Here is a 24,635-nt window from a genome sequence, read left to right as displayed (position 1 = left end):
CTACCTCGACGCCCCAGACCCTTGATTTTCGGATTTTGGACGGGGATCCCTTGCCTGCATGAACGCTACCCTGTTTGCCACCCAACGTGGCCGTCTACAGCGCGTCCTTTTGGCCAATGGCCTCACGCTGTTGCTGGGCCAGAACCCAACGGTGGAGATCTTGGCGGCCCACTGCTTTTTCCGCGGCGGCAGCCGGTCAGAGCGACCGCAGCAGGCGGGGGTGAGCCACTTGACGGCGGCTGTCCTCACCAAAGGGACACATCGGCACAACTCTCAGGCCATTGCCGCTTGGGTGGAATCGCTGGGAGCCTCGCTGGGGGTGGACAGCTCTGCCGACTGTTTCGAGGTCAGCCTGCGCTGTGTGGCTGCGGATTTTCCTGAGCTGCTGGGGTTGCTGGCGGAGCTCCTGCGGGATCCCAGCTTTCCCGAGGCGGAGGTGGCGCGGGAGCGGGATTTGATGCTGCAGGCCATTCGCGCCCAACAGGAACGGCCCTTCAGCTTGGCTTTTGATCGGGTGCGGCAAGCCCTCTACGGGGATCACCCCTACGCCCTACCGGGGCTGGGACGGCTGGAGACGGTGGGATCCCTGACCCGCGAGGATTTGGTAGCCTATCATGCGGCCCACTGTCGTCCCGATGGAATGGTGATGGTGGTGATCGGCCCAGAGCCGCCGGAGCAGATGGCTGCCCAAGTGGAAGCTGCTTTGGGAGACTGGGTTGTTCCCGGCCCCTCTCCAAAAGACCTGGATCTTCCCCTACCCCCTCTGAGGGAGCCGCAACTGCTGAAGCTGCCCCAGCCCACCCAGCAGACGACCCTCTTGATCGGCTTTCGCGGATCCCCTGCGGCTTCTGCGGATTATCCAGCCCTGAAATTGCTGGCCACCTACCTGGGCAGCGGTCTGTCCAGCCGCCTGTTTGTGGAGCTGCGGGAGCGCTGCGGCCTGGCCTATGAGGTCTCGGCTTTTTTTGCCACCCGTCGGGATCCCGCTCCTTTTGGGGTTTATATGGGCACTGCGGCGGAGAACACCCAGGTAGCCCTGGAGCGCCTGCAGGCAGAAATCCACCGTCTGCAGGCCAATCCGCTCCCCCCAGAAGAGATAGAAATGGCCCAGCGCAAGCTATTGGGCCAATACGCCCTCAGCAAACAAACCAATGCCCAAGTGGCGCAACTGGCCGGCTGGTACGAGATTTTGGGCTTGGGCATGGAGTTCGACCAGCAGTACTTGCAAGAGGTCAGGCAGCTCACCCCAGAGCAGCTCCATCAAGCTGCGAAAACCTATCTGACCAACCCGGCCATTGCCCTGGTGGGGCCGGAAGCTGCCTTGGCAGAAGTTGAGCTGGTGTTTTGATTAAAATTCCGAGCCAGAAAGGGGACTCCGTCTTGCATGGGCAGTTGGAAAAGGGGTTTTCCTTTGCGTTTTGCCTCTACCGGCGTCCTTTTCGGCAGCCCTTGCGCACCCGCTACGGCCTATGGTCTGTCCGCGAAGGGATCCTGATCCGGCTGACGGATCTGGAGACGGGTCAGCAGGGCTATGGGGAGATTGCTCCCCTCCCCTGGTTGGGCAGCGAGACTTTGGAGCAAGCGCTGGCGTTTTGCCAGCAGTTGCCGGCTGAGCTATCCGAGGTGCAGATTGAAGGGATCCCAGCAACTCTGCCCGCCACTCGCTTTGGCTTGGAATGCGCCTGGCTGGCCTGTCGGGATCCCGGCTGGCTGGCCAGGGATCTCTACGGGCTTGCTTTCTGCGGACTTGCTCTTTGTGGGCTTTTTAGGAAAACTGCACCCCCAGGTTCCTAGCTCAACTACTAGCTTGACTTTACAGGCAGTTAAGACTCGGCTCATGTATCCTACCTCTACCACTTCTTGTAGGGCAGGAACTTACCAGACATGATCACTTTAACGCGATCTCCTTTAGGGTCTTCTTCCTTTTGTATATCTAAGGTAAAGTCAATAGCGCTCATAATCCCATCGCCAAACTTCTCATGAATTACTGCTTTTATTGGCATGCCATATACCTGTACAATCTCGTAGAAGCGATAGATCAAAGGATCTGTCGGCACCACTGGCCCTAGACCTTTCAGTGGGCATTCAGTCAATTCTTTTGCTACAACAGCGTCCAGTTCTAAGATCTCAGTAATTTTTTTCGCTTCTTCTAAAGAGGCGCTTGCCTGACGATAAAAAACCGCTGCAATCCACACCTCATCTCGGCCTATCCTCTGCTCTAAATCAGCAAAGGTTAGCCCCTTCTCAGCTTTAGCGGCCAATAGCTTCTTAGTAATCTCTGGGATGGTTGTGCTCATTGTAGCCTCCTAAATTTCAGATGTATCGGCTTCGTGAAAGCTCCTACTACAGTTTATTCCTCAAACCCGGATCCGTGATTCCTCAACAGCACGAGTTTCTTGAGAAAGGTGATGTTCCATAGCTGCCTTGAGAGCATGATAGCCTGGCTGCTGATCTAAGCTGTCTCGATGGCGAGGACGGGTAAACGGGACATCTAGAATCTGAGCAATGCGAGCCTCTGGCCCCCGAGTCATCATGACAATTCGATCCGACAGCAACAGTGCTTCTTCAATGCTGTGGGTAATCAAGATGACAGTTTTCCGTTGTGACTCCCAAATTCGCTCAACTTCATCCTGAAGGAATCCTCGCGTCAGGGCATCTAAAGCGCCAAATGGCTCATCCATGAGCAAAATTTGTGGATCAGTTGCCAGAGCTCGAGCAATTGCTACCCGCTGCTTCATCCCTCCAGATAATTCGTGAGGATATTTCTTTTCTGCCCCCCGCAACCCTACTAGGTCTATGAAAGATTGTACCAACTGCTTCTGCTGAGCCAAAGTCATCTGCGGGTGTACAGTTTCGACAGCAAAACGGATGTTTTCTCCTACTGTCATCCAGGGCATAAGAGCATAGTTTTGAAAGACAATGCCACGATCAGATCCGGGGGAATGAACCTCTTGACCATTGATCAATACTTGTCCAGTAGAGGGCTGTGAGAGACCTGCAATGATATTAAGCAATGTCGACTTACCACAACCAGAAGGACCGATAATCGAGACAAAAGTGTTGGCTTCTACCACTAAATCGATGGGTGCAAGAGCGACGTAATCAACCGAAGCACGACCAATGAGCCGATCCATAAAGCCACGACGACCGGGGTAGATCTTGGTGACTTGGCGCAACTGCAACTGCGGAATCCGCTCCAAGCCAGCAGAACTCGAGGTATAGGAAGGAGAAGTAACTTTCATGACCTCACCCAAAATGCGACCCAACGTTGCAACAATACAAACAACCAATCTAGCAGAAGACCCACAACACCGATAACAACAATTGCAGTAATGATACTGGTAATTTGAAGGTTATTCCATTCGTTCCAGATAAAATAACCCAGGCCAGTACCTCCCACCAGAATTTCGGCAGCTACGATTACCAGCCAGGCAATACCGATGCTGATGCGCAAGCCGGTTATGATGCTTGGCGCTGCTGCAGGCAGAATTACCTTAAGGATAGTACGCCAACGGGACGCCCCTAAAGAGCGAGCCACATCCAAGTAAGCTCGATCCACATTACTTACCCCAAACTTAGTATTAATTAGGGTGGGCCAAATGCTAGTAATAGCAATGACAAACAAGGCGGCGCTTTCTGAGCTTTTCAGAATGCCTAAACCCAGAGGCAGCCACGCTAGTGGTGAAACTGGCTTTAGCAACTGAATGTAGGGATCAATTGCCCGTGAAGTCACCTCCGAAAGACCCACCAGTACTCCAAGAGGGATGGCGATCAAGGAGCCAATGGTAAATCCAATCGCCACTCGCTGTAAGCTTGCCAGCAGATGCCAACCAATGCCTCTATCGTTAGGGCCATAATCGTAAAAGGGATCCGAAACCCACCCCCAAATAGTTACCAAGGTTCTACTGGCAGGGGGAATTAATGGAGAAAATACTCCGCCGCGTGCTCCGGCCTCCCAAACTACCAAAATCAAAAGCAAAGAGATCATAAACAAAGCAAATGCCTGCCGATTAGTACCCGGTAGGATCGAACGAATCCATCGCCCTGGCATAGCGGGAAGAAAGGACATTGTACCTCCAACGGGTTAAGGAAAAAATCTAGAGAAAATTTTAGTGCAATGGGATCGTCATCAACTGTTCAGTTTAAACAGATGGGATCCCTATCTGAGGGTCTAAACCCCAAACTTCTCGATTTGAGCTTGAATGTAAGCGACAGGATTACTAGGATCGAAGGTATCAAACTTCAGGGTTTCAACCCTTAGGTTTTCGGTAGGCGGGTTTTGTCCTAGCTCTCGAGCCAGCTCACGGGCCAAGTCTGTCAGGAAGATATCCTGAGTGATCTGAGGATAATCTGCGTCCGCCTCTGATAGGAGATTCCAGCGCACCAATTGGCTAATGATCCAGTAAGCAAAGCTCTGCCAGGGGTAGGGATCAAAATCAATCCGATTAGGAATGTTGAAGCTATTGCCTAACCCATCCTCAAATTGACCCGTCAGCACGGCAGTCACCACCGCCTCTGGCTGATTCAGAAACTCCCGCGGAGAAATAGCCTTGGCGATCTCGGCTCGATTTCCTGACTGGCTGGCATAGCTGGCTGCGTCGATGATCGCTTTGTTCACTGCTCGGAAGGTGTTTGAGTTCGCATCAATCCAGCTTTGACCAGCAGCGAAAACACAGCAGGGATGTCCTGGCCAAAGATCTTTACTCAGCATATGGATAAAGCCTACTCCCTCAAACACCGCCCGTTGGTTAAACGGGTCTGGCATCAACATGGCATCGATATCCCCTACCGCCATGCGAGCTACACTATCCGGCGGCGGCACAGGGTTAATCTGTACATCGGTGTCGGGATTGAGACCTCCGACAGCTAGGTAGTAGCGTAGCAGTAGGTTATGCATTGAGTATGGAAAGGGAACGCCGATTGTGAAACCTTTGAAGTCAGCAGGGCCTTTCACAGTGTTTTTGTACTTGTTGGCAATGGTAATGGCCTGGCCGTTGATGTTCTCGAGGCTAGCCACCCTAATCGGGAAAGCTGTAGATCCTAGGCCCAAGGTAATGGCAATAGGCATTGGGGAGAGCATGTGATAAGCATCTAATTCTCCGGCGATGGCAGAATCCCGCACCGCAACCCAACTAGGCATTTTCACCAACTGCACATTCAACCCATGCTTCTCATAGAACTTCAGGGGCTTGGCCATGATGATCGGGGTGGCACAGGTAATGGGAATAAACCCAATTCTCAGATCCGTTTTCTCAAGGGATCCCTGAGCTTGAACAGACAGTTCCTGTTGTCCTTGAGTGGCTGCCAACCCAATCACTGAAGCTGCCACCAACACCTGAGTCAAAAAACGCCGCCGCGAATAAGACCCTGTCCGAAGGGTATCCGTAAAAAATTCGGCTGCCTGAGGTCCAAAAGCCGCTACCATCGCTTGATCTAGACCGCCCGCTTGCCAAATCAGCTCCCGTAAAATTGGCTCCTTTTCTGGGTTACGCCGACTAAAGCGCTCCAAGACCAGCGTCTCTAGCATCTCAGTGCGGCTGATCTGATCCGCAAGCTTCAACACCTGCGGCCGATAAACTCCCATCTTGATTAAGTCATCCGCCAGATCCGCTGGACTTTGTGGCATGGAAGCAAGGAATTCACTGTGATCCTGTGGAGCATGTGAACCACCACAGGGACACCGTTGTGAGTCAAGGGTGAAGACTTTGTCAGTGGAAAACTGCATAGAGCCTCTCTCTTCTGCCAAAAGAGTGAACCAACGCTTCTTTCCTCACCTCAATCGTAGTAAGGAGATACTCAGTGAAAGTTACGTTATGTCTTCAACTTGATTCTGTAGCTTCAACTACAGTAAGAACATGGGCCTAGCTGTCTTACTTGCAGCATCTCTCTAGGCTCTGAGATTCCTTCTTTACCCGTAGCTCCTTATCCGGACGATCCTCAAAGGCAGAGAAAAACGTGCTGAGCTTCGAGTTTTGCCTCTACCGGCGTCCTTTTCGGCAGCCCTTGCGCACCCGCTACGGCCTATGGTCTGTCCGCGAAGGGATCCTGATCCGGCTGACGGATCTGGAGACGGGTCAGCAGGGCTATGGGGAGATTGCTCCCCTCCCCTGGTTGGGCAGCGAGACTTTGGAGCAAGCGCTGGCGTTTTGCCAGCAGTTGCCGGCTGAGCTATCCGAGGTGCAGATTGAAGGGATCCCAGCAACTCTGCCCGCCACTCGCTTTGGCTTGGAATGCGCCTGGCTGGCCTGTCGGGATCCCGGCTGGCTGGCCAGGGATCTCTCGGGGCTTGCGTTTTGTGGGCTTTTGGGAAAAGCCGTCCCCGTAGGTTCCTACCCGGTTTACAAAGGCAAGGTGGGGGTGGATGCCTTTGAGCAGGAGTGGAAAAAGCTAGCAAGCTGGCTGGAGCAACTGCCGCCCGGAGCCCGGCTGCGCCTGGATGCCAACGGGGGGCTGACCCTAGCCGAGGCGCGGCGCTGGCTGGCCCTCTGCGACCAGCTCAATCAGGAGTGGCCGGGCAAGATCGAGTTTTTCGAGCAGCCTCTGCCCCCGGAGCAGCACGCTGACTTGATCCAACTGAGCCGCGAGTTTCAAACTCCCCTTGCTCTGGATGAGTCAGTGGCCGGCCTGGAGCAGTTGCAAGCTGTCCACCGGTCGGGCTGGCAAGGGATCCTGGTGGTCAAGCCCTCTTTGGTCGGATCCGGTCTTGCCCTGAGGGACTACCTCAGCCAACACCCGGGCTTGGATCTGGTGTTTTCCTCGGCCCTGGAAACCCCTATTGGCGCTTGGCACGGCCTAGTTTGGGCGGGATCCCTGCAGGCAAAAACAGCCCATCCCAGAGCCTTGGGATGGGGGGTGGGGGAGTTTTTCCCAGAGTGGGATCCCGTTCAATTGGGCGCGATCTCGGCGTCGGAGCGGGCAGCCCTGATGCAGGCGGTGTGGGAGCGCCACAGCCGGCCCTAGACTGCAGCAGCCTGCTGTTTGGCATGTTCCTGCCGCAGGTAGGCCTGGATAAAGTGCATCAGCTCCTCCGGTTCGCCATTCATAAACGCCTCGACATTGTAGGTTTCGGCGTTGGTGCGGTGGTCTTTGATCAACTTGTAAGGATCGAAGGTGTAGGTGCGGATCCGGCCCCCAAAGCCCTGGGTCACCATTTCGCCGCGGATCTCGGCCAGCTTTTGCCGGCGCTTCTCCTCCTCCAATTCGATGAGCTTCGCCTTCAGGATCTGGATGGCCCGCTCCTTATTTTGCAGTTGGGAACGCTCCTCGGTGCAGCGCACGGCAATGCCGGTGGGCTTGTGGATGACACGCACCGCCGTTTCCACCTTGTTGACGTTTTGGCCGCCTGCCCCGCCGGAACGAGAAGTCTCGAACTCCAGATCCTCCATCCTCAGCTCGAACTCATTCTCTTCCTCCAGGATGGGCATGACCTCGACGCCGGCAAAGCTGGTCTGGCGCTTGCCGTTGGCGTTGAAGGGGCTGATGCGCTCCATGCGGTGGTTGCCCTTCTCGGCGGAAAGATACCCATAGGCGTAGGGCCCCTCGATCAACAGGGTGGCCGACTTGATGCCGGCCTCTGCCCCTTCCGAGTATTCCGAGAGGCTGACCTTGTAGCCCTGGTTTTCCGCCCAGCGGGTGTACATCTTCAGGAGCATCGCTGCCCAGTCTTGAGCGTCGGTTCCCCCCGCGCCGGCGGTAATGGTGAGGATGGCGCCGTTTTTGTCGTAGGGGCCGGAAAGCAGTTGCCGCAGCTCCCATTGGCCGAGCTCCCGCTCCACCGCCGCCAGGGATCCGGACACTTCCGCCAACAGCTCCGGGTCGGGATCCTCTTGCAACAGCTCCAGGGCGCTGGTGGCATCTTCCAGGCGATCCTTCCAGCGGTGGACTTGATCCCAGGAGGCCTTGAGGCTGTTGAGCTGTTGCAGGTGGCGGCGGGCCGCCTCGGCATCGTTCCAAAACTGCGGCTGCGCCGCCTCTTGCTCCAAAATGGCGATCTGTTGCTCTAGGCGGGGCAGGTCAAAGATAGTCCTGAGCACTGCTCAGGCGCGAGGTGAGCGATTCTAGGGTGCGTCTCAGATCGGCCAGTTCCATAGAGAGCATCAAGCTGCGCATCGGCTCCCATCCTAGCCTGTAGGCTAGCAATTCAACCAAGGGATCCAGCTCTTTTGCAGGTTTGCTGCAACACCGTGAACCGCATTCCTGGCCAATTGGGTGATCCCGCGCCGGCTCTAGGAGGCGACAGGGCGGCCTTAGGCGATGGCTTTTGCCGAAGGATCCCTGTCGAAGCACCTCAAGCCCGTAGCAGAATGGAAAATCTTGTTTCGGAGGCCGCTATGCTGAGGGTCTTTTCCTTGCTTTCCGGACTGGTTCTGGCCGGGGGTGTGGCTGCTCTGGCCATCACCAATCCCACCCCGGAAGCGTACAGGGCCTACGCAGGGGAACAGTTGGCTGCCTATGCCACGCGGGAATACTGCGCCCAGCTCCCGGCTTTTTTGCCCACCCTCATTGAGGAATGTCACGCCCTTGTGCAAGAGCTGCAACCGGAGTTGGCAGAGCTGTTCCTGCACCAGACCCGCCGGCAAAACTTCATCCTCTTCAGCCTCTACAGCACCGATTTGTCGTTGCTTAACTTTGGCCCGCTGGGGATCTCTTTGCCCACCTACCACTTCCAAACTCTGGCGGTGGCAGGGCAGTTTTACACCTACGAGATCCGCGAGGGCCAGACCACTCCCAAAAAAGGCTAAACCTGGGCCCGCTCCAAGAGGGCTTGCAACTCCTCCAGAGCCGCCTGGGCCGACTGGGCCTGCTGGTAAAGGGATTGCACCATCTCGGCGCTGGCCTGGGCTGATTGCAGGGTGGATTGGCTTTGGCGTTGGATGCGCTCTGCCAAGCCGCGGATGCGGTTGCTGGCTTCGGTGGTGCGCCCTGCCAATTTGCGAATCTCCTGGGCAATGGCGCCAAAACCGCCACCTCCGCCGCTGCGGTTGGCCTCCACAGCCGCATTAAAGGAGAGCAGGCGAATATAGCCCGCCACCTCTACGATCAAGTCAACGATGGTGTTGATTTCTTTGAGCTCGCGGGAGAGCTCCTGGTTGCTGTCGGCAATTTCCTGAGATAGACGGCGAACGGCCTCTACTCCGGCAAAGGTGGCGGCAAAGGTGGATTTGCCCTTCTCCGAGAGCACCGAGCTGATCTCGATGATGCGGGCGTTGAGGCGGGCCAGTTCTTCGGAGCGCTGCTGGGCCTGGCGCCGCTCCCGATCTAGAGCGATGTTCTGGCTGAGGATCTCGGCCTTTTGCCGCTCCAGATCGCGGGCATACTGAAGGCTGCGGTTTTTCTCTTGCTCCAGCTCGGCCAAGATCCGTTGCATCTCCTCCTGCTGTTCTTGCAGCTTCCGCTGCGTGGCCAGATGCACCTGCGACTGGGCCACCAACAACACCGGCACATCCAAAAGGCGGTAGTCCTGGGAACCAACTTGTACCACCACCGGGTCGTAGATGGTCTCCTGGGGCCGCTGGAAGGCCTGGCTGGCCGCCGCGATGACATCGCAGTCGCCGGGGAGCAGCAAAAAGCCCCGTCCGTGGAACTCCACCATGGAGCTGATGGGCCGCTTCAAAAACACGTCTAGGCCATAGGGCTTGCTCAGCATCCACTCCAAAATGGCGCGGCGGGTCAACATCCCCTGCACCCGCGACCGCTCATCCAGCACGATGACCCCCGAAAGGCTGGGATCATCTTCTAGGCGGCGCACCACGTTCTCGCAGGTGGTGGACTCGCTCACCTGAAAGTCGACCAGAGCCAGATCGCGCAGCTTGGTGTTGATCGAGAGGGTGGGAGTGGGCGGATTGGTCAGGGTAGCCATCACAGGGATCCTCGGCGCGGGTTGGGCAGAGACAAGTGGCCAAGAATGTGCTATGTATAGAGGAGCACAGAGGCAGAGCTCTGCTCGCCTTTCCAGCGAACCGGTGGCAAACAGAGCCGGCCACCCTTAGTTTGGCTTGAGATCTTGTCTGCTGGCTACAAGCCTATACGGGATTGTGCGGAGAGATCCTCTTTCTTTATTTATTTGTGCTTTATTGGTGGGCAGGCGAGGAACCTGTTCTGAACCCAGGGGCTAAGGGGATCTGGGGTTAGCGAGCCTCTTGATAGCGGTGGTAGATCTCCAGGATTTCGCCGCGCCCGTGCTTAAAAGCTGCCACCACGTGGGGATCGAAGTGGCTGCCGCTGTTGTTTTCCACAAAGCGAAAGATCTCGTCTAGATCCCAGGCTGCTTTGTAGGGGCGGCGGCTGGCCAAGGCGTCGAACACGTCGGCCAAAGCCACAATCCGCCCTTCCAGCGGGATCCCTTCGCCCTTGAGGCCCCGCGGGTAGCCGCTGCCATCGAACTTTTCGTGGTGGGTGAGGGCAATGATGGCGCTTTTTTTCATCAGCTCCGAGTCGGACTTGCTGAGGATCTCGTAGCCAATCTCAGGGTGGCGGTTCATGATCAGGCGCTCTTCAGAGGTGAGGGGGCCTGGCTTTTGCAAGATGGCATCCGGGATCCCAATTTTGCCCACATCGTGCAGGGGGCTGGCGTAGAAAATCAGCTCCTGTTCTCGGCTGGAGAGGCCCAACTCTTTGGCGAGAATGCGGGAATAATGGCTCATCCGCTTGAGGTGAAACGAGGTGTCTTGATCCCGGTATTCGGCAGCCTGGGCCAGACAGAAAATCGTTTCCAGGTGAGCGGCTTTCAGCTCTTCCCGCAAGCGCACATTTTGATAGGCAACCGCCGCCTGGGAAGCCAGGGCTTCGGCCACCCGGACTTCCAACTCAGAAAACGGCTGGCTCCAGTCAGCCACCTGGTTGGGCGCTGGGTCAGCAGGGCGATCCGGCCTGAGACGGTTCAAGAGTTGCAGGGCGCCGAGGATGTTTCCTGAGGGATCCCGCAGCGGCACCGTGAGCAAAGAGCGGGTGCGGTAGCCGGTTTGCTGATCTACTTGGGAGTTGAAGGCATAGGGCAAGCCCGGTGGCAAGCGATAGACGTCCGGCAAGTTCAAGCTCTCCCCAGTGAGCACCACATAGCCCACAATGCTGGAAGGAGTGAGGGGCAGGCGCAGATCCTGCAGCTCCTCGTTGCGGTTGACCACGAAAAAGCGCAACTCTTCTCCCTCCCGGATGAACAAGCTGGCGCCATCACAGCAGGTCAGCTCGCGGGCTTGGGCGACAATCAGTTCCAGCAGGCGCCTGAGATCCGTTTCCGAAGAAAGGGCGATCCCCACTTGAATGAGGCGTTGGCTGAGACGCAGGGCATCTGGGGTATCAAACCCGGTTTCGCGGGGGTGAAGGTCGAAGGGGGTGGCCAGGTGGGTCACGGTTGGTTCTCCATGGCAGAGTTTGGCAGCAGCGCGTTCACAATAGAACGGTAGCAGGGCCATGCGGCTCCTGCTGCTGCCCCAATCCCGTTGGGCGAGACCAGCCCAACAACACCCAAAGCACCCAGGTCTTGGGTTATCTCAAGCCCAATTGAGGCACTCCCCAAGCGCCGTTGCCCCTTCTCCTTGCCAAGGCCCGTCTACTCTACATATTCTCCCGGCTGGGGAGCCGGGAGGCCAACGCGATTTTGCCCAAGCCCATCGGGATGACAGGATTCGAACCTGCGACCCCTTCGTCCCGAACGAAGTGCGCTACCAAGCTGCGCTACATCCCGCTGGTAGGCTTCTTCAACCGCCCACCAAGGCTCAATAAGTATAGCACGCCGGTCGGAGCAACCCTGGAAGGAAGGGATCCAATCTGCGCTAAGCTGCAAAAACACCCCTCTTGTCAAGCCAGGTATGAGTCAGTCCAAGGGTTTCAGCCCATCCAGGCCGGAGAAAAAGCCGGCCAAAGCCAACACGGCCAAGCGCAAGGAAGCCGCCAAACGCTACGACGAGCTGAAAGCCAAGGGGATGCCGGAGTTCAACATCTTTGTTCGACATCGCCAGCCCGCGCCCGGCAAGCCCAACCCCTGGCTGCCGGTGGGATCCCTGGCGGTGGGGCGTTCCGGTGCCATTCACCAGGCCATTTTCCAAAATGAAGAAGAGCTCAAAAAAGCAGCCGTGAGGCTGTTTCCCCGTCTTAGTAAAGTGAAAGATGACCTAGAGTTTGGGTTTCGCCTCAAAGATCCAGACTTCCAAGACGAGCCGATCCAGGTGGCGATCCGGCCCCAGCCCTCGCCCCTTCAAGTTTGGATGACCAAAATACGGAGTTGGTTGGGCCTATCTGCTCAAAAAACTTCCCCAAAAACCTGAGGACAGCCTGTCAAACAGCCGCAAAGGCTCTGGGCAGCCAGCCCACAATCAGAGGGTTAACCACCTCTGGGCGTTCGTCATGGGGGCAATGGCCGGTATTGGGAATGGGCAAAAACTGGTAGTCGATCCCCTGCACATGGTTTTCAAAGCCGCATCCCCGTTGAATGGGCGTCCAGGGATCCTCTTCTCCCCAGAGCACCAACAGCGGACAGCGCACCTGGGGCAGCAGAGATTCGGGAGTGGGGCCGGGAGGAGCGGTGAGGATGGCAGCAAACACCTGCTGAGCGCCCACATCACAGGAAGGGGCATAGAGGAGCTCCACCAGCTCATCGGTAATGGCGGCGGGGTTGCGATATACCTGTTTCAGGGTGGCACGGATCCGCTGCCGCTGCCGCACCCGATCAAACACCCACGGCCCGGTCGCCGGAGAGGCTACCAGGGCAGTAAAGGCGGCCATGAAAACGCGGAAAATCGGGTTGAGCTCGTGGGAGCGGTGGTTCAGGCCGCCGGCACAGTTGAGCAGCACCGCCCCTGCGGCCAGTTGAGGGTGTTGGGCGGCCATCATCAAGCTGAGCAGGGCCCCGATGGAATTGCCAATAAACACCGCCGGCTGCTGCACGTGCTGCTGCCAAAAATCCGCCAGCAACTCCGCCCACAGATCTAGGCTGTAGGGGAGAGCAGGCTTGGCCGAGCCACCAAACCCCAGCAAATCCAGGGCATAGACCCGGTATCCCGCCTCAGCCAGCACGGGGATGTTGTGCCGCCAATGGCCGATGGAAGCCCCAAAGCCATGCACCAAGACCAGCGGAGATCCGGATCCCTGCACCACGTAGCGAATGGCATGGCCGCGCCAGCTCCAGACTTGAGGAGCAAAAGGCGCGATGACATCAGCCGCCCAACCGGCAGGAGAAGCAGTGAACACAGCCAGAAAGAGGTGGAAATGTTCTGAGACTACTCCTTCATCCTACTGCCACTCTGGAATAGCCTCGTCTTCTGGCCCTCACCCCCCAACCCCTCTCCCAGAGAGAGGGAAGTCACGGCTTCTCTAGACTAGAAATGACTCCCAAATGCTCACATCCGGCTGCTGCCGACCAGTGCGGGCTCGGAATCTGGGCAAGTATCCACCAGTCCAGTTGTTTTAGAGCGTGGCCCCTGGTGCCCGCAAGCCGGTTGGACGGGTTAGAGTAAAGGGACTGTTAAGATTTCTGATGGTTTTGCGGTTGCCGAGGCAACACTGCGCAAATGTAACACTACGCAACTCTGCACCCCCCATGCTCCATCCTCTGCTGCAACGGCTGCGCTCCTCCACCCTGACCCCGCTGCGGGATATCCACTGGACACCAGAGCTATTCGGGATCCTCTTGGTGTACTTTGTGCAGGGGGCGCTGGGCTTGGCACGGCTGGCCACCAGCTTTTATCTGAAAGATAGCTTGGGCCTCAGCCCGTCGCAGGTGGCAGCGTTGATGGGCGTTGCCATGAGTCCCTGGATCCTCAAACCCCTCTACGGCCTGCTGTCGGATACCGTGCCCGTAGCGGGCTACCGCCGTCGTCCTTACCTCTTGCTTTCTGGGCTTCTGGGGTGCGTGGCTTGGCTGGGCATGGCGCTGTGGGCGCCGACGGCTGGGCTGGCCACCCTGTGGATGGTTTTGGGATCCCTGGCGGTGGCGGTGGGAGATGTGATCGTGGATTCGCTGGTGGTGGAGCGGGTACATGGCCATGACTGGGCAGGGACGGGCACGCTGCAATCTTTGACTTGGGGGGCAACGGCCTTGGGATCCCTGCTCACCGCCTATTTGGGAGGGGCGCTCTTGGCCCATTATTCGCCGCAGGTGGTGTTTGGGCTGACGGCCTTTTTGCCGTTGTTCATCGCTCTAGCGGCTTGGGTGATTGTCGATCAGCCGGTGGCGTTGTCTCAAGGCTGGGATCCCTTGCAGCAACAGGTGCGCCAGGTGTGGCGGGCGCTGCGGCAGCCCAGCATTCTGCTGCCGGTGCTGTTTGTATTCGTTTGGCAGGCCACTCCCAGCGCCGATGTGGCTCTTTTTTACTTTGTTACCAACGACCTCGGCTTTGGGCCGGAATTTTTGGGTCAGGTGCGCTTGGCAACCAGCATGGCCAGCCTGCTGGGGGTCGGGATCTTCCAGGTGTATCTGCGGCGGATCCCACTGCGGCCCCTATTCGGCTGGATGACGGTGCTCTCGGCGGGATTGGGCCTGACCAGCCTCATTTTGGTCTATCACCTCAATCGGGATTGGGGCATCGACGATCACTGGTTTAGCTTGGGGGACAGCTTGGTGCTGACGGTGGCCGGGCAAATTGCCTTCATGCCGGTGCTGGTCTTGGCCGCCCGCCTTTGCCCCCCTGGGATCGAGGCCACCCTCTTTGCCCTGCTGATGTCGGCTTTTAATCTGGCGGGGTTTCTCTCCCAAGAGCTGGGATCCCTGCTGATGCATGGGCTGGGGGTGACGGAGACCGATTTCAGCCGGCTGGGGCTGCTGCTGATCCTGACCAACCTTTCCACCCTCTTGCCCTTGCCGTTTTTGGGCTGGCTGCCGGAAGGAGCCGATCGCCTGAGCGGTGCGGAGCACTATTCAGAGGCGGAAGCCCAAGCCTCTCTGGAAGCTTTTTTGCGGGATGTGCGAGCAGAAGAGGCAGAATTGGCGATAGAAGGGGTCGCTCTGGTCGAAACCGACTTGAATTAGAGTTGGTTTCAAACCTGATGAAGACACTCCCCAATCACTCCGCCCCGCTTCCCTCACCCCCAGCCCCTCTCCCAGAGGGAGAGGGGAGTTAGGAAGCTGGGTGACGAACCGTTTTACTGTTGCCAGTCTGACCTTGGAGCAGAAAAGGATCCCAGCGCCCAGATCAACCGCTGCGCAGCGCTGAAGAGCACCAGAATCGCCATCAGCCCAAACAAACCCACCATGTACTCGGGGAAAAGGAAAAACAAACTGTAGAGAAAGATGGTTTCGCTGCCCTCGATCAGCCCAGGCGGCATGGTTAGGCTGGTCAGTTCCCCTAAGGACTCTGTCCCGTTGATGCAAACAACCCTTCGCCGTTTTTCCAGCAGCCCCGCCAGGTACATCCAAGCGCAAAGGTTGATGTAAAAGCTGGCCAGCATCAGGGCCAGAAATGCATAGCCTGCCAGGGATCCCTGGTGAAAGGCCAGCCCCAGGGGAACGACCGCATACACCACCACATCCAGCAGCATATCCAGGTAGCCGCCCAGATCGCTTTGCCGCCCCTGCAGCCGAGCTAAGGTGCCATCTAGCCCATCCATCAACCGGTTCAGCAGCCACAGGCCCAGCCCCCATCCATAAGCCCCGTAGGCCGCTGCTGCGCCAGAGGCCAGGCCCACCGCAAACCCCGACAAGGTAATGACTAGGGGATGCACCCGTTGGAGAGGGGTTTGCAGCACCGGAGCCAAGAGCCGCTCCTTCCACTGCCTCAGGGTTTTATCCAGCAAGGAACACTCCTTTGAGAGTCGCCCGTTGGGAGCTAACTTGGAACTCATCATCCCAGATCCAGAAGGCGAGCGTGTAGGCTGAGACAGACTTAAGCTGGGCCAAGCCCGCTGGGTAAACTTAAGAAAGAAGGGGCCAAGCACTGGTCAACCCAGCAAGTGGCGCTTCCAGAAGGCTGAGCAACCCTGACCCCGGACACCCCCATGAGCGAGACTCTTGCTCCTGCGCTAGAGGCGACTGACCTCCATCCCGAACCGGCCATCGCCATCTCCGGCTTGACCAAAACCTATCGCACTGGCTTTTGGTTGAACAAGGTGGTCAGCCCCCTCAAGGATTTTTCTTTGACAGTGGCCCGCGGCGAGACCTTTGGGCTGTTGGGGCCCAACGGGGCCGGCAAAACCACCACGATCAAATGCCTGCTGGGGATTGTGGAGCCCACCAGCGGCAGCGGCACGCTCTTGGGCAAACCTTTGGGGGATCGCTCCATCAAGCAACAGGTGGGCTATTTGCCGGAGAACCCCTATTTTTACGATTACCTGACAGCATGGGAATTTCTCCATTTTGCCGGCAAGCTGTTTCGCCTGCCCGATAGCCTTCTCAAGGAGCGGATCCCGCAACTGCTGGAGCTGGTGGGGCTTTCTGTAGATACGGCCCGCAAAAAACAACTGCGCACCTACTCCAAGGGCATGCTGCAGCGCACCGGCATGGCCCAAGCCCTGATCAACGACCCGGAGCTGGTGTTTCTGGATGAGCCGATGTCGGGGCTGGATCCCATGGGCCGCTACCAGATGCGGGAGATCATCTTGTCCCTCAAGCAACAGGGCAAAACGGTGTTCTTTAACAGCCACATCCTGGGGGATGTAGAGGTGATCTGCAACCGCGTCGGCCTGATCGTCGGCGGCAAATTGGTGCAGCAGGGAACCTTGGACGAGCTGCTGGGCCAAAGCAAAAGCTACCGCGTGCAAGGGCACGGCGGCGCCATCGACCAGTTCCGCGATCGCCTCGAGCACTTCTCGATCCAGGGATCCCATTGGTCGGGGGAATGGAGCGGATCCCTGCCGGAGCTGCTGACCCTTCTCAGCCAGGCGGGGGCGGTGGTGACCGATTTGCATTGGCAGCGGCAATCTTTGGAAGAATTCTTTGTCAATCAGGTGCGGGCTATCGAAGGCGATCATCCCGTCTCTGCCTAGACTTGCCCCACCCCAGTTGCTCTCCAGCGCAGCAGAAAAGCCTACACTGGGGGAGTAAGCCGCTACCGGGATCCCTATGGTGCCCCTGATCATCGATTGCGACCCCGGCCAAGACGATGCGGTGGCCCTGCTGCTGGCGATGGCCTCACCTGAGCTGCAGTTGCTGGGCATTACCACGGTGGCTGGCAATGTCTCTGTGGAGAAGACCAGCCGCAACGCGCGGCAGATCTGCGAGTTGGCCGGTCAGCCGCAGATGGGAGTCTATGCCGGCTGCCCTCGCCCCCTCTTGCGCCCCCTGGAAACTGCTGAGGACGTGCATGGCAAAAGCGGGATCGACGGCGCCAATTTGCCGGAGCCGCAGATGCCGCTGGGATCCCGGCACGCGGTGCAATTTCTCATCGAGACCCTGATGGCTGCCCCTGAGCCGGTTACCCTGGCGCTGCTGGGCCCGATGACCAACTTGGCGGTGGCCCTGGTGCAGCAGCCCCGGCTTGTGGAGCGCATCGGGCGGCTGGTGTTCATGGGAGGATCTGCCTTTGAGGGCAATGTCACCCCGGCAGCCGAGTTCAACATCCTCACCGATCCCCACGCCGCCCAGATCGTGCTCAGCGCCGGGATCCCAGAGGTGGTGATGCTGGGTCTGCACGTCACCCAACAAGTCCTCAGCACGCCGGAGCGGATCGAGCGGATTCGCGCCCTCAACACCCAGGTGGGGCAGACGGTGGCCAACATGCTCACCTTTTACGGTAAGGTCGATGTGGAGCGCTACGGGTTGCCGGGGGGGCCCTTGCACGACCCTTGTGTTATCGCCTACCTCTTGCAGCCGCAGTTGTTTGAACTCAAGCCCTGCTATGTCGAGGTGGAAACGGCCAGCCCCTTGAACCTGGGCCGGACGGTGGTGGATCGCTGGGGATCCAGCGGCCGTCCCGCCAATGTCCAGGTGGCTTTTGGAGTAGATCCTGAAGGGTTCTACCACCTGCTCACCGAGCGCCTGGGCCGTTACCGATAATTCTGGTTAACTTTATCCTTGAGGCCAGATCTGAGGTGGACAATCCCGGCGCCGTCCAAAGTGTCAAACTGGCGTGGGTGAACCTGCCCACCGCCGTTACCCTGCTGCGGTTGGCAGGGATCCCCTTTGTTTTGCTGGGGCTGAGCCTGAGATCCCCGTTGGGAGAGCGGCTGGCCCTCTGGGCGTTTTTGCTGGCGGCGGCAACCGATTGGCTGGACGGCCACTTGGCCCGCCGCTATGGGCTGATCACCGATGTGGGCAAAGTTTTGGATCCTTTGGTGGATAAGCTGCTGGTGGTGGCGGCCCTGCTGGGCCTGCTGGAGTTGGGGCGGATCCCGGCCTGGGGAGTCTTTTTGCTGGTGGGGCGAGAGCTGGTCATTGCCGGTTGGCGGGCTAACCAAAGCCAAATCCGCGGCGCCAATCTCTGGGGCAAAGCCAAGACCGTGACCCAAATCCTGGCCATTGCTCTGCTGATTTTGGGGTGGCCGGGCGGGATCCCTTGTTTTTGGGTGGCGGTGGTTCTCACCCTGATCTCTGGCCTGACCTATTTGCACAACGATGGTGTTGCCAAATCCTCCCCGTCGCGATAGCGGCGCGGAGCGCTATGATGAGCAGCGCATCCTCGGGTTGGATCCGGGCCTGGGAACTTTGGGTTTTGGTTGCATTCTGGCGGGATCTGCCGGGTTAAAACCCGTGGATTATGGGGTGATCAGCACCCCTAGCCAACACTCGATGCCGGAACGGCTGCAAACGCTGTACGAGGACTTGAGCCAGTTGCTGTGCCAACTGCGCCCGCATCAGGTGGGGCTGGAAAAGCTCTTTTTCTACAAAATGGGCAACACCATTGCCATCGCTCAAGCTCGTGGCGTGATCCTGCTCACCTTGGCCCAACATCACCTGGTGCCGGTGGAGTTTACCCCTGCCCAAGTCAAGCAAAGCCTGACAGGCTACGGACGCGCCGACAAACAGGCCGTACAAGCCGCCGTGGCCCGCGAGCTCAACCTGCCCAACCTGCCCCGTCCGGATGATGCCGCCGATGCCCTGGCTATCGCCATCACGGTCTGGCACCACCGCTTCTTTTGAGGGATCCCGGCCCCGTTCGACTTCAGCAAAGGCGACCAGATTGGCCGTTCGCGCTGGCGGGCCGAAGGCCTTTCAAGATGGGCTAGACTCAGTACAGCGAGAAGCACAAGCCCTATGCCTTCTTCCGTGGATGTTCGCGAGCTGCCCCTGTTTCCCTTGCCGGAGGTGGTACTGTTTCCGGGCCGCCCCCTGCCGCTGCACATTTTCGAGTACCGCTACCGCATAATGATCAACACCATCCTGGAGACGGATCGCCGCTTCGGGGTGCTGATGTTCAATCCCCAGACGGGATCCCCGGTGCGGATAGGCTGTTGTGCTGAGGTGTTGCAGGTGCAGCGGTTGCCGGATGACCGCATGGACATTTTGACCTTGGGGCAGCAGCGCTTCCGCGTCCTGGATTACGTGCGGGAAAAGCCCTTCCGGGTGGGGCTGGTGGAATGGATCGAGGATGAGCCGACCACCTCTTCCGAGGAGCTGCAGAGCTGGGCGCGCCAGGTTACGACTCTCCTGCAGGACGTGGTGCGTCTTTCGGGCAAATTGATGGAGCGCGATACCGAGCTGCCGGAGCAGCTTCCCACCACCCCTGTAGAGTTGTCCTACTGGGTGGCCAGCCACTTCCAGGGAGCCCCTCAGGAGCAGCAAGCGCTGCTGGAAATGGTCAACACCGAAAGCCGGCTGCGCCGCGAAGCCGAAATTCTCGAGTCCACCCGCAAGCACCTGGCCGCCCGCACAGCCCTCAAGGATCTGTTTACAGAAATCTCCTGAGGTGCCTGTCAACCGGCCAGCTCTGCTCCCATCTGTTCTGGCAACTCTTGTGGATTTTAAGGTTGCAGCTTGGCTTTCTTGGCCAGGCAAGGCACAACTTTTCCCCCGCAGAAGAGAAAGTTGGGTATGTTTTGAGGATCCCTTCCCCGTTTTTCATGTCCTACGCTCGCCGCTACTTGCGTTTTCCCTCTCCGATCTTGGGCCGGGAAATGGAGATGCTCCACTTTGGGCATCACGGCTACCCGCTCATCTGCCTGCCCACCAGCAACGGGCGTTTTTTCGACTTGGAAGATCGCGGCATTATCGCCAGCCTCGGCCATCATCTGGAACAGGGCTATTTGCAGGCTTTTTGCGTGGAAACCCTGGATTGGGAGACCTTGTTCAACCGCGAGCTGGACGTGCCCCAACGGCGGGATCGCTGGCTGTTGCTGGAGCAGCACTGGGTAGAAGAGCTGATCCCCTATGCCAAAGCAGAAGCACAAAATGACTTTCTGGTGGTGGCAGGCTTCTCTCTGGGGGCCACCCACGCCGTCAACCTCACCTGTCGGCACCCCGGCCTGGTGCGCCGTTGTCTGGCGCTGGGAGGGCCCTACGATGTGGCTGCTCTCGGCCCCATCACCGGCTGGGATCCCCAGCAGGCGGAGCAGGAGCTGTACTTCATCAACCCCTTGGCTTACATGTCCAACATGAGCCGACAACTCTGGGATCAACTGGGCGGGCAAAATACCGAGCTAAAACTGCTCACCGCCCACCGGGATCACTGCCTCAACGACAACCTGCGCCTGGCAGAAGTCCTCCGCCGCAACGACATCCCCCATCACCTGGAGGTGTGGGAAGGGGATCACGACTGGCCCACTTGGCAAGCCCAAATCCGCGCCTTCGCGTAGGATCCCTTGCAGAGGATTGAGAGAGCTTTTGATGAGGGAGCCTGGATGATCGAAGACTACTGGGTTGGCAGCCTGCACTTCAGCGAGCCTTTTGGGGACGACACCCTGGCCCGCCTCAACGCTCTTCCCCCCGTTCAAGCCCACAACGGCCAAGCCTACAAGATCCGGGCGGAACATGTCACCATCCACGAGGTGAACCTGGATTACCGCACCAAGTACCGCCTCATCCTAGACCGCTTCAGCTACCTTTACCCCCAAGCAATTGGCCTGTTCATGGGCTTTGCCTTCAGGGGAGTATACATCATCAACAACCCCTTCAGCTTTTACTACTACTTGCGCAACAAAGATGCCGCCTACATGGTGGTCAAAGAGCTGGGGATCTCCATTCCAAAGACTTACATTCTACCTCCCAAGGAAGCTCCGGCTTTGAAAACAGAAGACTTTAAGTATCACAAGTTTTTCGATTGGCAGGGGATGGCAGAAGATCTCGGCTGGCCGATTGTCATCAAACCGGCGGAGGGACGGGAGGCCATCGGGGTCGAAATTGCCTATAGCATGGAGCAGCTCCTCTACTTTTACGACCGCTCCGGATCCCAGGTGATGATGCTCCAGGAGAAGGTTAAAAGCCCCTATCCCTGGCAGATTCGCGCCCTCTGCATTGGCCGAAAGATCATCCCCATTAAATACATCTTTCGCAAGTTCGATGCCAGCGAGTACTTATTTGATCCAGAGTTTCTCACGCCAGAGATGGGCAAAAAAGTTATCGATACGTGCCGGATTATCAATCGGGCGTTGGGCTATGAAATGAACTCGGTGGAGCTGTTTATCGACGAGCAAGGGGAGCTGCAAGCCATTGACTTTAACAATCCGGTGCCCGATGGCCGCCTCAAGGCTTTGGGGGAGATTTTTTACAACGATTACCAGCAGGCCCTTTGCGATTTGGTCGTAGATATTGTGCGGGAACAGCGGCCTTTCGACTTCTTGCCCCCAGATGTCAACCGCTTTGCCCAGATCGCCCGGCAGGCCGACCTCACCCGTGAGCAGAAGTTTCAGATGGCTCTGGAATTGGCCAACCACTACTACGAGCCCAGGGATCGCGAATAAAATACGTTAACAAAGGTACCCTCTGGCGCCGGGTCGAGGAGCAGTTCTCTGTTTTCCAATCTTGTACATATTATGTGGGTTAAGCAGGCAAGCAAGCGCAGGGATCCTGTCCCGTGTTGAACTTAAAGGCGGCGGATCCTCTCTGCAAGGAGTATGGGGACAGCCAAGCTGACGCAGCTGCAGGGCGAGTTGGTCTATCTGGGCAGGCAAATGTCAACCGGCTTGAAATGGCGCTGGTGCCACGATATTCGCGAGATCCCGGCGGTTGCCTGGCACACTTTGCAGACGGAGCGCACCTCTCCTTTTTTGGAATACGAATGGCTGCACAGCTTAGAGGCTTCCGGTTGTGCCAGCCGCAACAAGGGTTGGTTGCCCTGTCACCTGTTGGTGGAGTCGGGGGGGCAATTGATCGCCGCTGCCCCCTTGTATTTGAAAAGCCACAGCCAGGGTGAGTTTATCTTCGACCAAGAATGGGCTGCGGTTGCCGGCCAACTGGGGGAACGCTACTACCCAAAGTTGATCGGCATGGCCCCCTTTACGCCGGCCACCGGCTATCGCGTTCTCGTCCACCCCGACTACTCGGCAGCAGAAGTGTGGCCGTTGATGTTGGCCATTATCGACCGCTTTTGCCAAGATAATGATATTTCGGTGTTTAGCTTACTTTATGTGGATTTGGACTGGCGGGCCCAATTAGAATCGGATGGATTGACGCCTCGAATCACCCACAACTACCAGTGGCACAACCCTGGCTACCGCTCTTACGAGGACTTTTTGAGCCAGTTCAATGCCAACCAGCGGCGCAACATTAAGCGGGAGCGGGCTGCGATGGAAAAAAGCGGCATACAACTCAAGATCTACACAGGAGAGGAGATCACGCCGCACCTGCTCTCTCTCATGTATGATTTTTACAGCAACACCTGCGCTCAATTCTGGAACTGGAGCAAATATCTCAACCGCCGCTTTTTTGAATCTCTCTATCCCAACTATCGGCAGCGGCTGGTGCTGGTGGCCGGGGAACGAAATACAGAAATTCTGGGGATGTCTTTTTGTGTTCGTAAAGAAGATCGCCTATTCGGTCGCTACTGGGGCTGTCGGGAAGAGGTGAAGTTTTTGCACTTTAACGTTTGCTATTACGAGCCGATTGCCCTGGCCATCCGCGAAGGGATCCGCAACTTTGATCCCGGCGCCGGCGGATCCCATAAGATCCGGCGGGGATTTCCGGCTACGCCTGTGTACAGCTACCACCGTTTTTATCGACCACGGCTGCAACAGGTTTTGGTGCCTTATTTGAATCGGGTTAACCCTCTCATGTTGGCCGAGCTGGAGAATGTCAATCAAAATGAGGTTCCTTTTCGAGAGGATGTTTTGCCTTCTCTGTCTGCTTTGACCCAGGAATAAGCCACTCTAGCGAAACAGCTTAATGGAACAGCCGCTCCCTTCTGGTTTTCTGGATCCCGTTAAACCCGGCGCTCTCCTATCCCTGGAGATCACGGATCTGACCCCCCAAGGAGATGGCATTGCCCACACGGCGGGACTGGGACAAGGGCGGGTGGTGTTTGTCTCCCAGGCGGTGCCGGGGGATCAGGTGGTGGCCCAGATCACCGAGATCAAGCGCAACTATTTGGTCGGACGAATTCGGTCGTTGATGACTCCCTCTCCCGAACGGGTGCGACCGGCCTGCATCGTGGCTGACAAGTGCGGTGGCTGCCAATGGCAACACGTCAGCTACGCTCAGCAACTGGCCACCAAGCAGCAGATCCTCAGGGATGCGCTGGAACGGATTGGCGGCCTTACCCTGCCGGAGCCTGTCCCCATTTTGGGATCCCCGCAGCCGCTGCGCTACCGCAACAAGGTCACCTACCCCATTGCCAAAGCGGCAGGCCAGCCGTTGCGCGTGGGCTACTACCAACGGGGCAGCCACCGCCTGGTGAACCTCAACCAATGCCCCGTGCAGGATGAGCGGTTGGACGTGTTCCTGAGAGAGATCAAGCGGGATCTCCAGGAAACGGGCTGGAACGTGTATGACGAAAGCCGCCACCAGGGCCATCTCCGCCACCTGGGCTTGCGCATCGGTCGCCGTACCCGCGAAGTGCTGTTGACCTTGGTCAGTTGCAGCCGCGACCTGCCCCATCTGGAAAGCTGGGCTGAACGCTGGATGCAGCGCTACCCCGACCTGGTGGGGGTCTGTCTCAATCTCAATCCGGCCCGCACCAACGCCATCTTTGGCCCGCAAACGGAGGTGATTGCCGGTCGGGGATCCCTGCGGGAAGAATTTGCCGGTTTTTCCCTCTGGATCGACAGCACCTCTTTCTTCCAGGTCAATACCGAGCAAGCGGAGGCCTTCTTTACCTGGATAGTCGATCAACTGAACCTGCGGGGAGAGGAGACCGTCCTGGACGCCTACTGTGGCATCGGCACCCTGACCTTGCTGCTGGCGCAACGGGCCAAACGGGTGATGGGGGTGGAAGCGTTGCCGGAAGCGGTGGCCCAGGCCCGCTACAACGCTCGCTTCAACAACCTCTCTGCTGTCCAGTTTTTCGAGGGCACGGTGGAACAGGTTTTGCCAACCCTGCCCCCTGCCGACATTGTGGTGCTGGATCCGCCGCGACGTGGCTGCGACCGCCAAGTGCTCGAGATCTTAAAGCTGCGACGGCCACCGCGCCTCGTTTACATTAGCTGTCACCCGGCCACCTTGGCGCGCGACTTACAAATCTTGCTGGCCGAGGGATCCTACCACCTAACCCAATGGCGAGCTGCCGACTTCTTTCCCCAAACCGGGCATGTAGAGGGAGTCGCCTTTCTGGAGCGGGTTTAAGGGCAACCCCAAAAACCTCTCTCCGCCTATCCCCCCTCTCCCTTTGGGAGAGGGGCTG

The 24,635-nt window shown here is 57.9% G+C and carries 24 protein-coding genes and 1 tRNA gene; 15 read left to right on the top strand and 10 right to left on the bottom strand.

The genetic code is table 11. The features are described 5' to 3' along the window. Positions 1–58: 58 nt before the first annotated feature. Both NW851_RS04270 and NW851_RS04265 read left to right on the top strand, forming a co-directional pair. Positions 59–1,348: a M16 family metallopeptidase gene (locus tag NW851_RS04270; protein WP_414337136.1), complete on the top strand. Its 1,290-nt coding sequence runs from the start codon at positions 59–61 to the stop codon at positions 1,346–1,348. A gap of 32 nt (positions 1,349–1,380) precedes the next feature. After that, positions 1,381–1,794 (top strand): hypothetical protein, encoded by a 414-nt coding sequence (locus tag NW851_RS04265; protein WP_414337135.1) that lies wholly within the window; start codon positions 1,381–1,383, stop codon positions 1,792–1,794. 56 nt (positions 1,795–1,850) lie between these two features. Here the strand turns inward: NW851_RS04265 and cynS are convergent, their stop codons facing one another. The 4 genes from cynS to NW851_RS04245 form a co-directional block, all read right to left on the bottom strand. Next, the gene (gene cynS / locus NW851_RS04260) at positions 1,851–2,297 is read right to left on the bottom strand and encodes a cyanase (protein WP_414334744.1); all 447 of its coding nucleotides are present in this window, start codon (positions 2,295–2,297) and stop codon (positions 1,851–1,853) included. 60 nt (positions 2,298–2,357) lie between these two features. Beyond that, the gene (locus NW851_RS04255; protein ID WP_414334745.1) at positions 2,358–3,242 is read right to left on the bottom strand and encodes an ABC transporter ATP-binding protein; all 885 of its coding nucleotides are present in this window, start codon (positions 3,240–3,242) and stop codon (positions 2,358–2,360) included. After that, entirely contained in the window at positions 3,239–4,069 is an 831-nt protein-coding gene (gene ntrB / locus NW851_RS04250; protein ID WP_414334746.1) for a nitrate ABC transporter permease, read from the bottom strand. The genes NW851_RS04255 and ntrB overlap by 4 nt, the downstream gene beginning before the upstream one ends. A 102-nt stretch (positions 4,070–4,171) precedes the next feature. Then, the gene (locus NW851_RS04245; RefSeq protein ID WP_414334747.1) at positions 4,172–5,725 is read right to left on the bottom strand and encodes a CmpA/NrtA family ABC transporter substrate-binding protein; all 1,554 of its coding nucleotides are present in this window, start codon (positions 5,723–5,725) and stop codon (positions 4,172–4,174) included. Positions 5,726–5,955: 230 nt separating this feature from the next. Here NW851_RS04245 and NW851_RS04240 point away from each other — a divergent pair, with 230 nt between their 5' ends. Then, a complete protein-coding gene (locus NW851_RS04240) occupies positions 5,956–6,960 on the top strand; it encodes an o-succinylbenzoate synthase (RefSeq protein ID WP_414334748.1) in 1,005 nt (334 codons plus the stop codon). On the opposite strand, the gene prfB is transcribed toward NW851_RS04240, so the two are convergent. Beyond that, positions 6,957–8,088 (bottom strand): peptide chain release factor 2 gene (gene prfB, locus NW851_RS04235; protein ID WP_414334761.1). Its coding sequence is split into 2 segments (ribosomal slippage): positions 6,957–8,015 and positions 8,017–8,088, totalling 1,131 coding nucleotides; the frame shifts between segments, so codons are not numbered across the junction. The genes NW851_RS04240 and prfB overlap by 4 nt on opposite strands. Before the next feature lie 242 nt (positions 8,089–8,330). Here prfB and NW851_RS04230 point away from each other — a divergent pair. Beyond that, positions 8,331–8,741 (top strand): DUF4359 domain-containing protein, encoded by a 411-nt coding sequence (locus tag NW851_RS04230; protein ID WP_414337134.1) that lies wholly within the window; start codon positions 8,331–8,333, stop codon positions 8,739–8,741. Here NW851_RS04230 and NW851_RS04225 read toward each other — a convergent pair. The 3 genes from NW851_RS04225 to NW851_RS04215 form a co-directional block, all read right to left on the bottom strand. Next, positions 8,738–9,859, bottom strand: a complete 1,122-nt coding sequence (locus tag NW851_RS04225) for a methyl-accepting chemotaxis protein (RefSeq protein ID WP_414337133.1) — start codon at positions 9,857–9,859, stop codon at positions 8,738–8,740. The two genes, NW851_RS04230 and NW851_RS04225, sit on opposite strands and share 4 nt — an antisense overlap. Before the next feature lie 268 nt (positions 9,860–10,127). Next, on the bottom strand, positions 10,128–11,411 hold the full coding sequence (locus NW851_RS04220; RefSeq protein ID WP_414337132.1) for an HD domain-containing phosphohydrolase: 1,284 nt from the start codon (positions 11,409–11,411) through the stop codon (positions 10,128–10,130). Between the two features lie 198 nt (positions 11,412–11,609). Then, positions 11,610–11,683, bottom strand: a tRNA-Pro gene (locus NW851_RS04215). Positions 11,684–11,807: 124 nt separating this feature from the next. On the opposite strand from NW851_RS04215, the gene NW851_RS04210 reads away from it, so the two are divergent. After that, entirely contained in the window at positions 11,808–12,263 is a 456-nt protein-coding gene (locus tag NW851_RS04210) for an HHL1-like protein (RefSeq protein ID WP_414334752.1), read from the top strand. 10 nt (positions 12,264–12,273) lie between these two features. Here the strand turns inward: NW851_RS04210 and NW851_RS04205 are convergent, their stop codons facing one another. Next, the gene (locus NW851_RS04205; protein WP_414334753.1) at positions 12,274–13,185 is read right to left on the bottom strand and encodes an alpha/beta fold hydrolase; all 912 of its coding nucleotides are present in this window, start codon (positions 13,183–13,185) and stop codon (positions 12,274–12,276) included. Positions 13,186–13,534: 349 nt separating this feature from the next. Between NW851_RS04205 and NW851_RS04200 the strand changes: the two genes are divergently transcribed. After that, on the top strand, positions 13,535–14,962 hold the full coding sequence (locus NW851_RS04200) for a folate/biopterin family MFS transporter (protein ID WP_414337131.1): 1,428 nt from the start codon (positions 13,535–13,537) through the stop codon (positions 14,960–14,962). Between the two features lie 113 nt (positions 14,963–15,075). Here the strand turns inward: NW851_RS04200 and NW851_RS04195 are convergent, their stop codons facing one another. Beyond that, positions 15,076–15,726, bottom strand: coding sequence for a CDP-alcohol phosphatidyltransferase family protein (locus NW851_RS04195; protein WP_414334755.1), 651 nt, complete (start codon positions 15,724–15,726; stop codon positions 15,076–15,078). A 201-nt stretch (positions 15,727–15,927) separates the two neighbouring features. On the opposite strand from NW851_RS04195, the gene NW851_RS04190 reads away from it, so the two are divergent. The 9 genes from NW851_RS04190 to rlmD all read left to right on the top strand — a co-directional run bounded on the left by NW851_RS04190 (position 15,928) and on the right by rlmD (position 24,577). Then, complete coding sequence (locus NW851_RS04190; protein ID WP_414337130.1) at positions 15,928–16,914, top strand: ABC transporter ATP-binding protein; 987 nt, start codon at positions 15,928–15,930, stop codon at positions 16,912–16,914. A 76-nt stretch (positions 16,915–16,990) separates the two neighbouring features. After that, a complete protein-coding gene (locus NW851_RS04185) occupies positions 16,991–17,923 on the top strand; it encodes a nucleoside hydrolase (RefSeq protein WP_414334757.1) in 933 nt (310 codons plus the stop codon). A 77-nt stretch (positions 17,924–18,000) separates the two neighbouring features. Further along, positions 18,001–18,513, top strand: coding sequence for a CDP-diacylglycerol--glycerol-3-phosphate 3-phosphatidyltransferase (pgsA, locus tag NW851_RS04180; RefSeq protein WP_414337169.1), 513 nt, complete (start codon positions 18,001–18,003; stop codon positions 18,511–18,513). Next, positions 18,488–19,006 (top strand): crossover junction endodeoxyribonuclease RuvC, encoded by a 519-nt coding sequence (gene ruvC / locus NW851_RS04175; protein ID WP_414334759.1) that lies wholly within the window; start codon positions 18,488–18,490, stop codon positions 19,004–19,006. The genes pgsA and ruvC overlap by 26 nt, the downstream gene beginning before the upstream one ends. Before the next feature lie 114 nt (positions 19,007–19,120). After that, positions 19,121–19,771, top strand: a complete 651-nt coding sequence (locus tag NW851_RS04170) for an LON peptidase substrate-binding domain-containing protein (RefSeq protein WP_414337129.1) — start codon at positions 19,121–19,123, stop codon at positions 19,769–19,771. A 155-nt stretch (positions 19,772–19,926) separates the two neighbouring features. Further along, complete coding sequence (locus NW851_RS04165; protein ID WP_414337128.1) at positions 19,927–20,658, top strand: alpha/beta hydrolase-fold protein; 732 nt, start codon at positions 19,927–19,929, stop codon at positions 20,656–20,658. 45 nt (positions 20,659–20,703) lie between these two features. Then, a complete protein-coding gene (locus tag NW851_RS04160) occupies positions 20,704–21,762 on the top strand; it encodes an ATP-grasp domain-containing protein (RefSeq protein ID WP_414337127.1) in 1,059 nt (352 codons plus the stop codon). Positions 21,763–21,972: 210 nt separating this feature from the next. Beyond that, complete coding sequence (locus NW851_RS04155; protein WP_414337168.1) at positions 21,973–23,160, top strand: GNAT family N-acetyltransferase; 1,188 nt, start codon at positions 21,973–21,975, stop codon at positions 23,158–23,160. A gap of 22 nt (positions 23,161–23,182) precedes the next feature. Next, positions 23,183–24,577, top strand: a complete 1,395-nt coding sequence (gene rlmD / locus NW851_RS04150; RefSeq protein WP_414334825.1) for a 23S rRNA (uracil(1939)-C(5))-methyltransferase RlmD — start codon at positions 23,183–23,185, stop codon at positions 24,575–24,577. Positions 24,578–24,635: the final 58 nt, after the last annotated feature.

The sequence above is a fragment of the Synechococcus sp. H55.7 genome, from assembly GCF_047462395.1.
In the GTDB taxonomy this organism is placed as follows: domain Bacteria; phylum Cyanobacteriota; class Cyanobacteriia; order Thermostichales; family Thermostichaceae; genus Thermostichus.
This window is presented reverse-complemented; position numbering and strand designations above follow the sequence as displayed.

What these genes read in the sequence shown, in the direction of transcription:
- rlmD (WP_414334825.1), top strand. Translation starts at nt 23,183, where the DNA reads ATGGAACAGCCGCTCCCTTCTGGTTTTCTGGATCCCGTTAAACCCGGC.
- NW851_RS04220 (WP_414337132.1), bottom strand. Translation starts at nt 11,411, where the DNA reads ATGGCCCTGCTACCGTTCTATTGTGAACGCGCTGCTGCCAAACTCTGC.
- NW851_RS04170 (WP_414337129.1), top strand. Translation starts at nt 19,121, where the DNA reads ATGCCTTCTTCCGTGGATGTTCGCGAGCTGCCCCTGTTTCCCTTGCCG.
- NW851_RS04230 (WP_414337134.1), top strand. Translation starts at nt 8,331, where the DNA reads ATGCTGAGGGTCTTTTCCTTGCTTTCCGGACTGGTTCTGGCCGGGGGT.
- NW851_RS04270 (WP_414337136.1), top strand. Translation starts at nt 59, where the DNA reads ATGAACGCTACCCTGTTTGCCACCCAACGTGGCCGTCTACAGCGCGTC.
- NW851_RS04245 (WP_414334747.1), bottom strand. Translation starts at nt 5,725, where the DNA reads ATGCAGTTTTCCACTGACAAAGTCTTCACCCTTGACTCACAACGGTGT.
- cynS (WP_414334744.1), bottom strand. Translation starts at nt 2,297, where the DNA reads ATGAGCACAACCATCCCAGAGATTACTAAGAAGCTATTGGCCGCTAAA.
- ntrB (WP_414334746.1), bottom strand. Translation starts at nt 4,069, where the DNA reads ATGTCCTTTCTTCCCGCTATGCCAGGGCGATGGATTCGTTCGATCCTA.
- NW851_RS04155 (WP_414337168.1), top strand. Translation starts at nt 21,973, where the DNA reads ATGTCAACCGGCTTGAAATGGCGCTGGTGCCACGATATTCGCGAGATC.
- NW851_RS04210 (WP_414334752.1), top strand. Translation starts at nt 11,808, where the DNA reads ATGAGTCAGTCCAAGGGTTTCAGCCCATCCAGGCCGGAGAAAAAGCCG.
- NW851_RS04165 (WP_414337128.1), top strand. Translation starts at nt 19,927, where the DNA reads ATGTCCTACGCTCGCCGCTACTTGCGTTTTCCCTCTCCGATCTTGGGC.
- NW851_RS04225 (WP_414337133.1), bottom strand. Translation starts at nt 9,859, where the DNA reads ATGGCTACCCTGACCAATCCGCCCACTCCCACCCTCTCGATCAACACC.
- NW851_RS04190 (WP_414337130.1), top strand. Translation starts at nt 15,928, where the DNA reads ATGAGCGAGACTCTTGCTCCTGCGCTAGAGGCGACTGACCTCCATCCC.
- NW851_RS04255 (WP_414334745.1), bottom strand. Translation starts at nt 3,242, where the DNA reads ATGAAAGTTACTTCTCCTTCCTATACCTCGAGTTCTGCTGGCTTGGAG.
- NW851_RS04185 (WP_414334757.1), top strand. Translation starts at nt 16,991, where the DNA reads ATGGTGCCCCTGATCATCGATTGCGACCCCGGCCAAGACGATGCGGTG.
- NW851_RS04200 (WP_414337131.1), top strand. Translation starts at nt 13,535, where the DNA reads ATGCTCCATCCTCTGCTGCAACGGCTGCGCTCCTCCACCCTGACCCCG.
- NW851_RS04160 (WP_414337127.1), top strand. Translation starts at nt 20,704, where the DNA reads ATGATCGAAGACTACTGGGTTGGCAGCCTGCACTTCAGCGAGCCTTTT.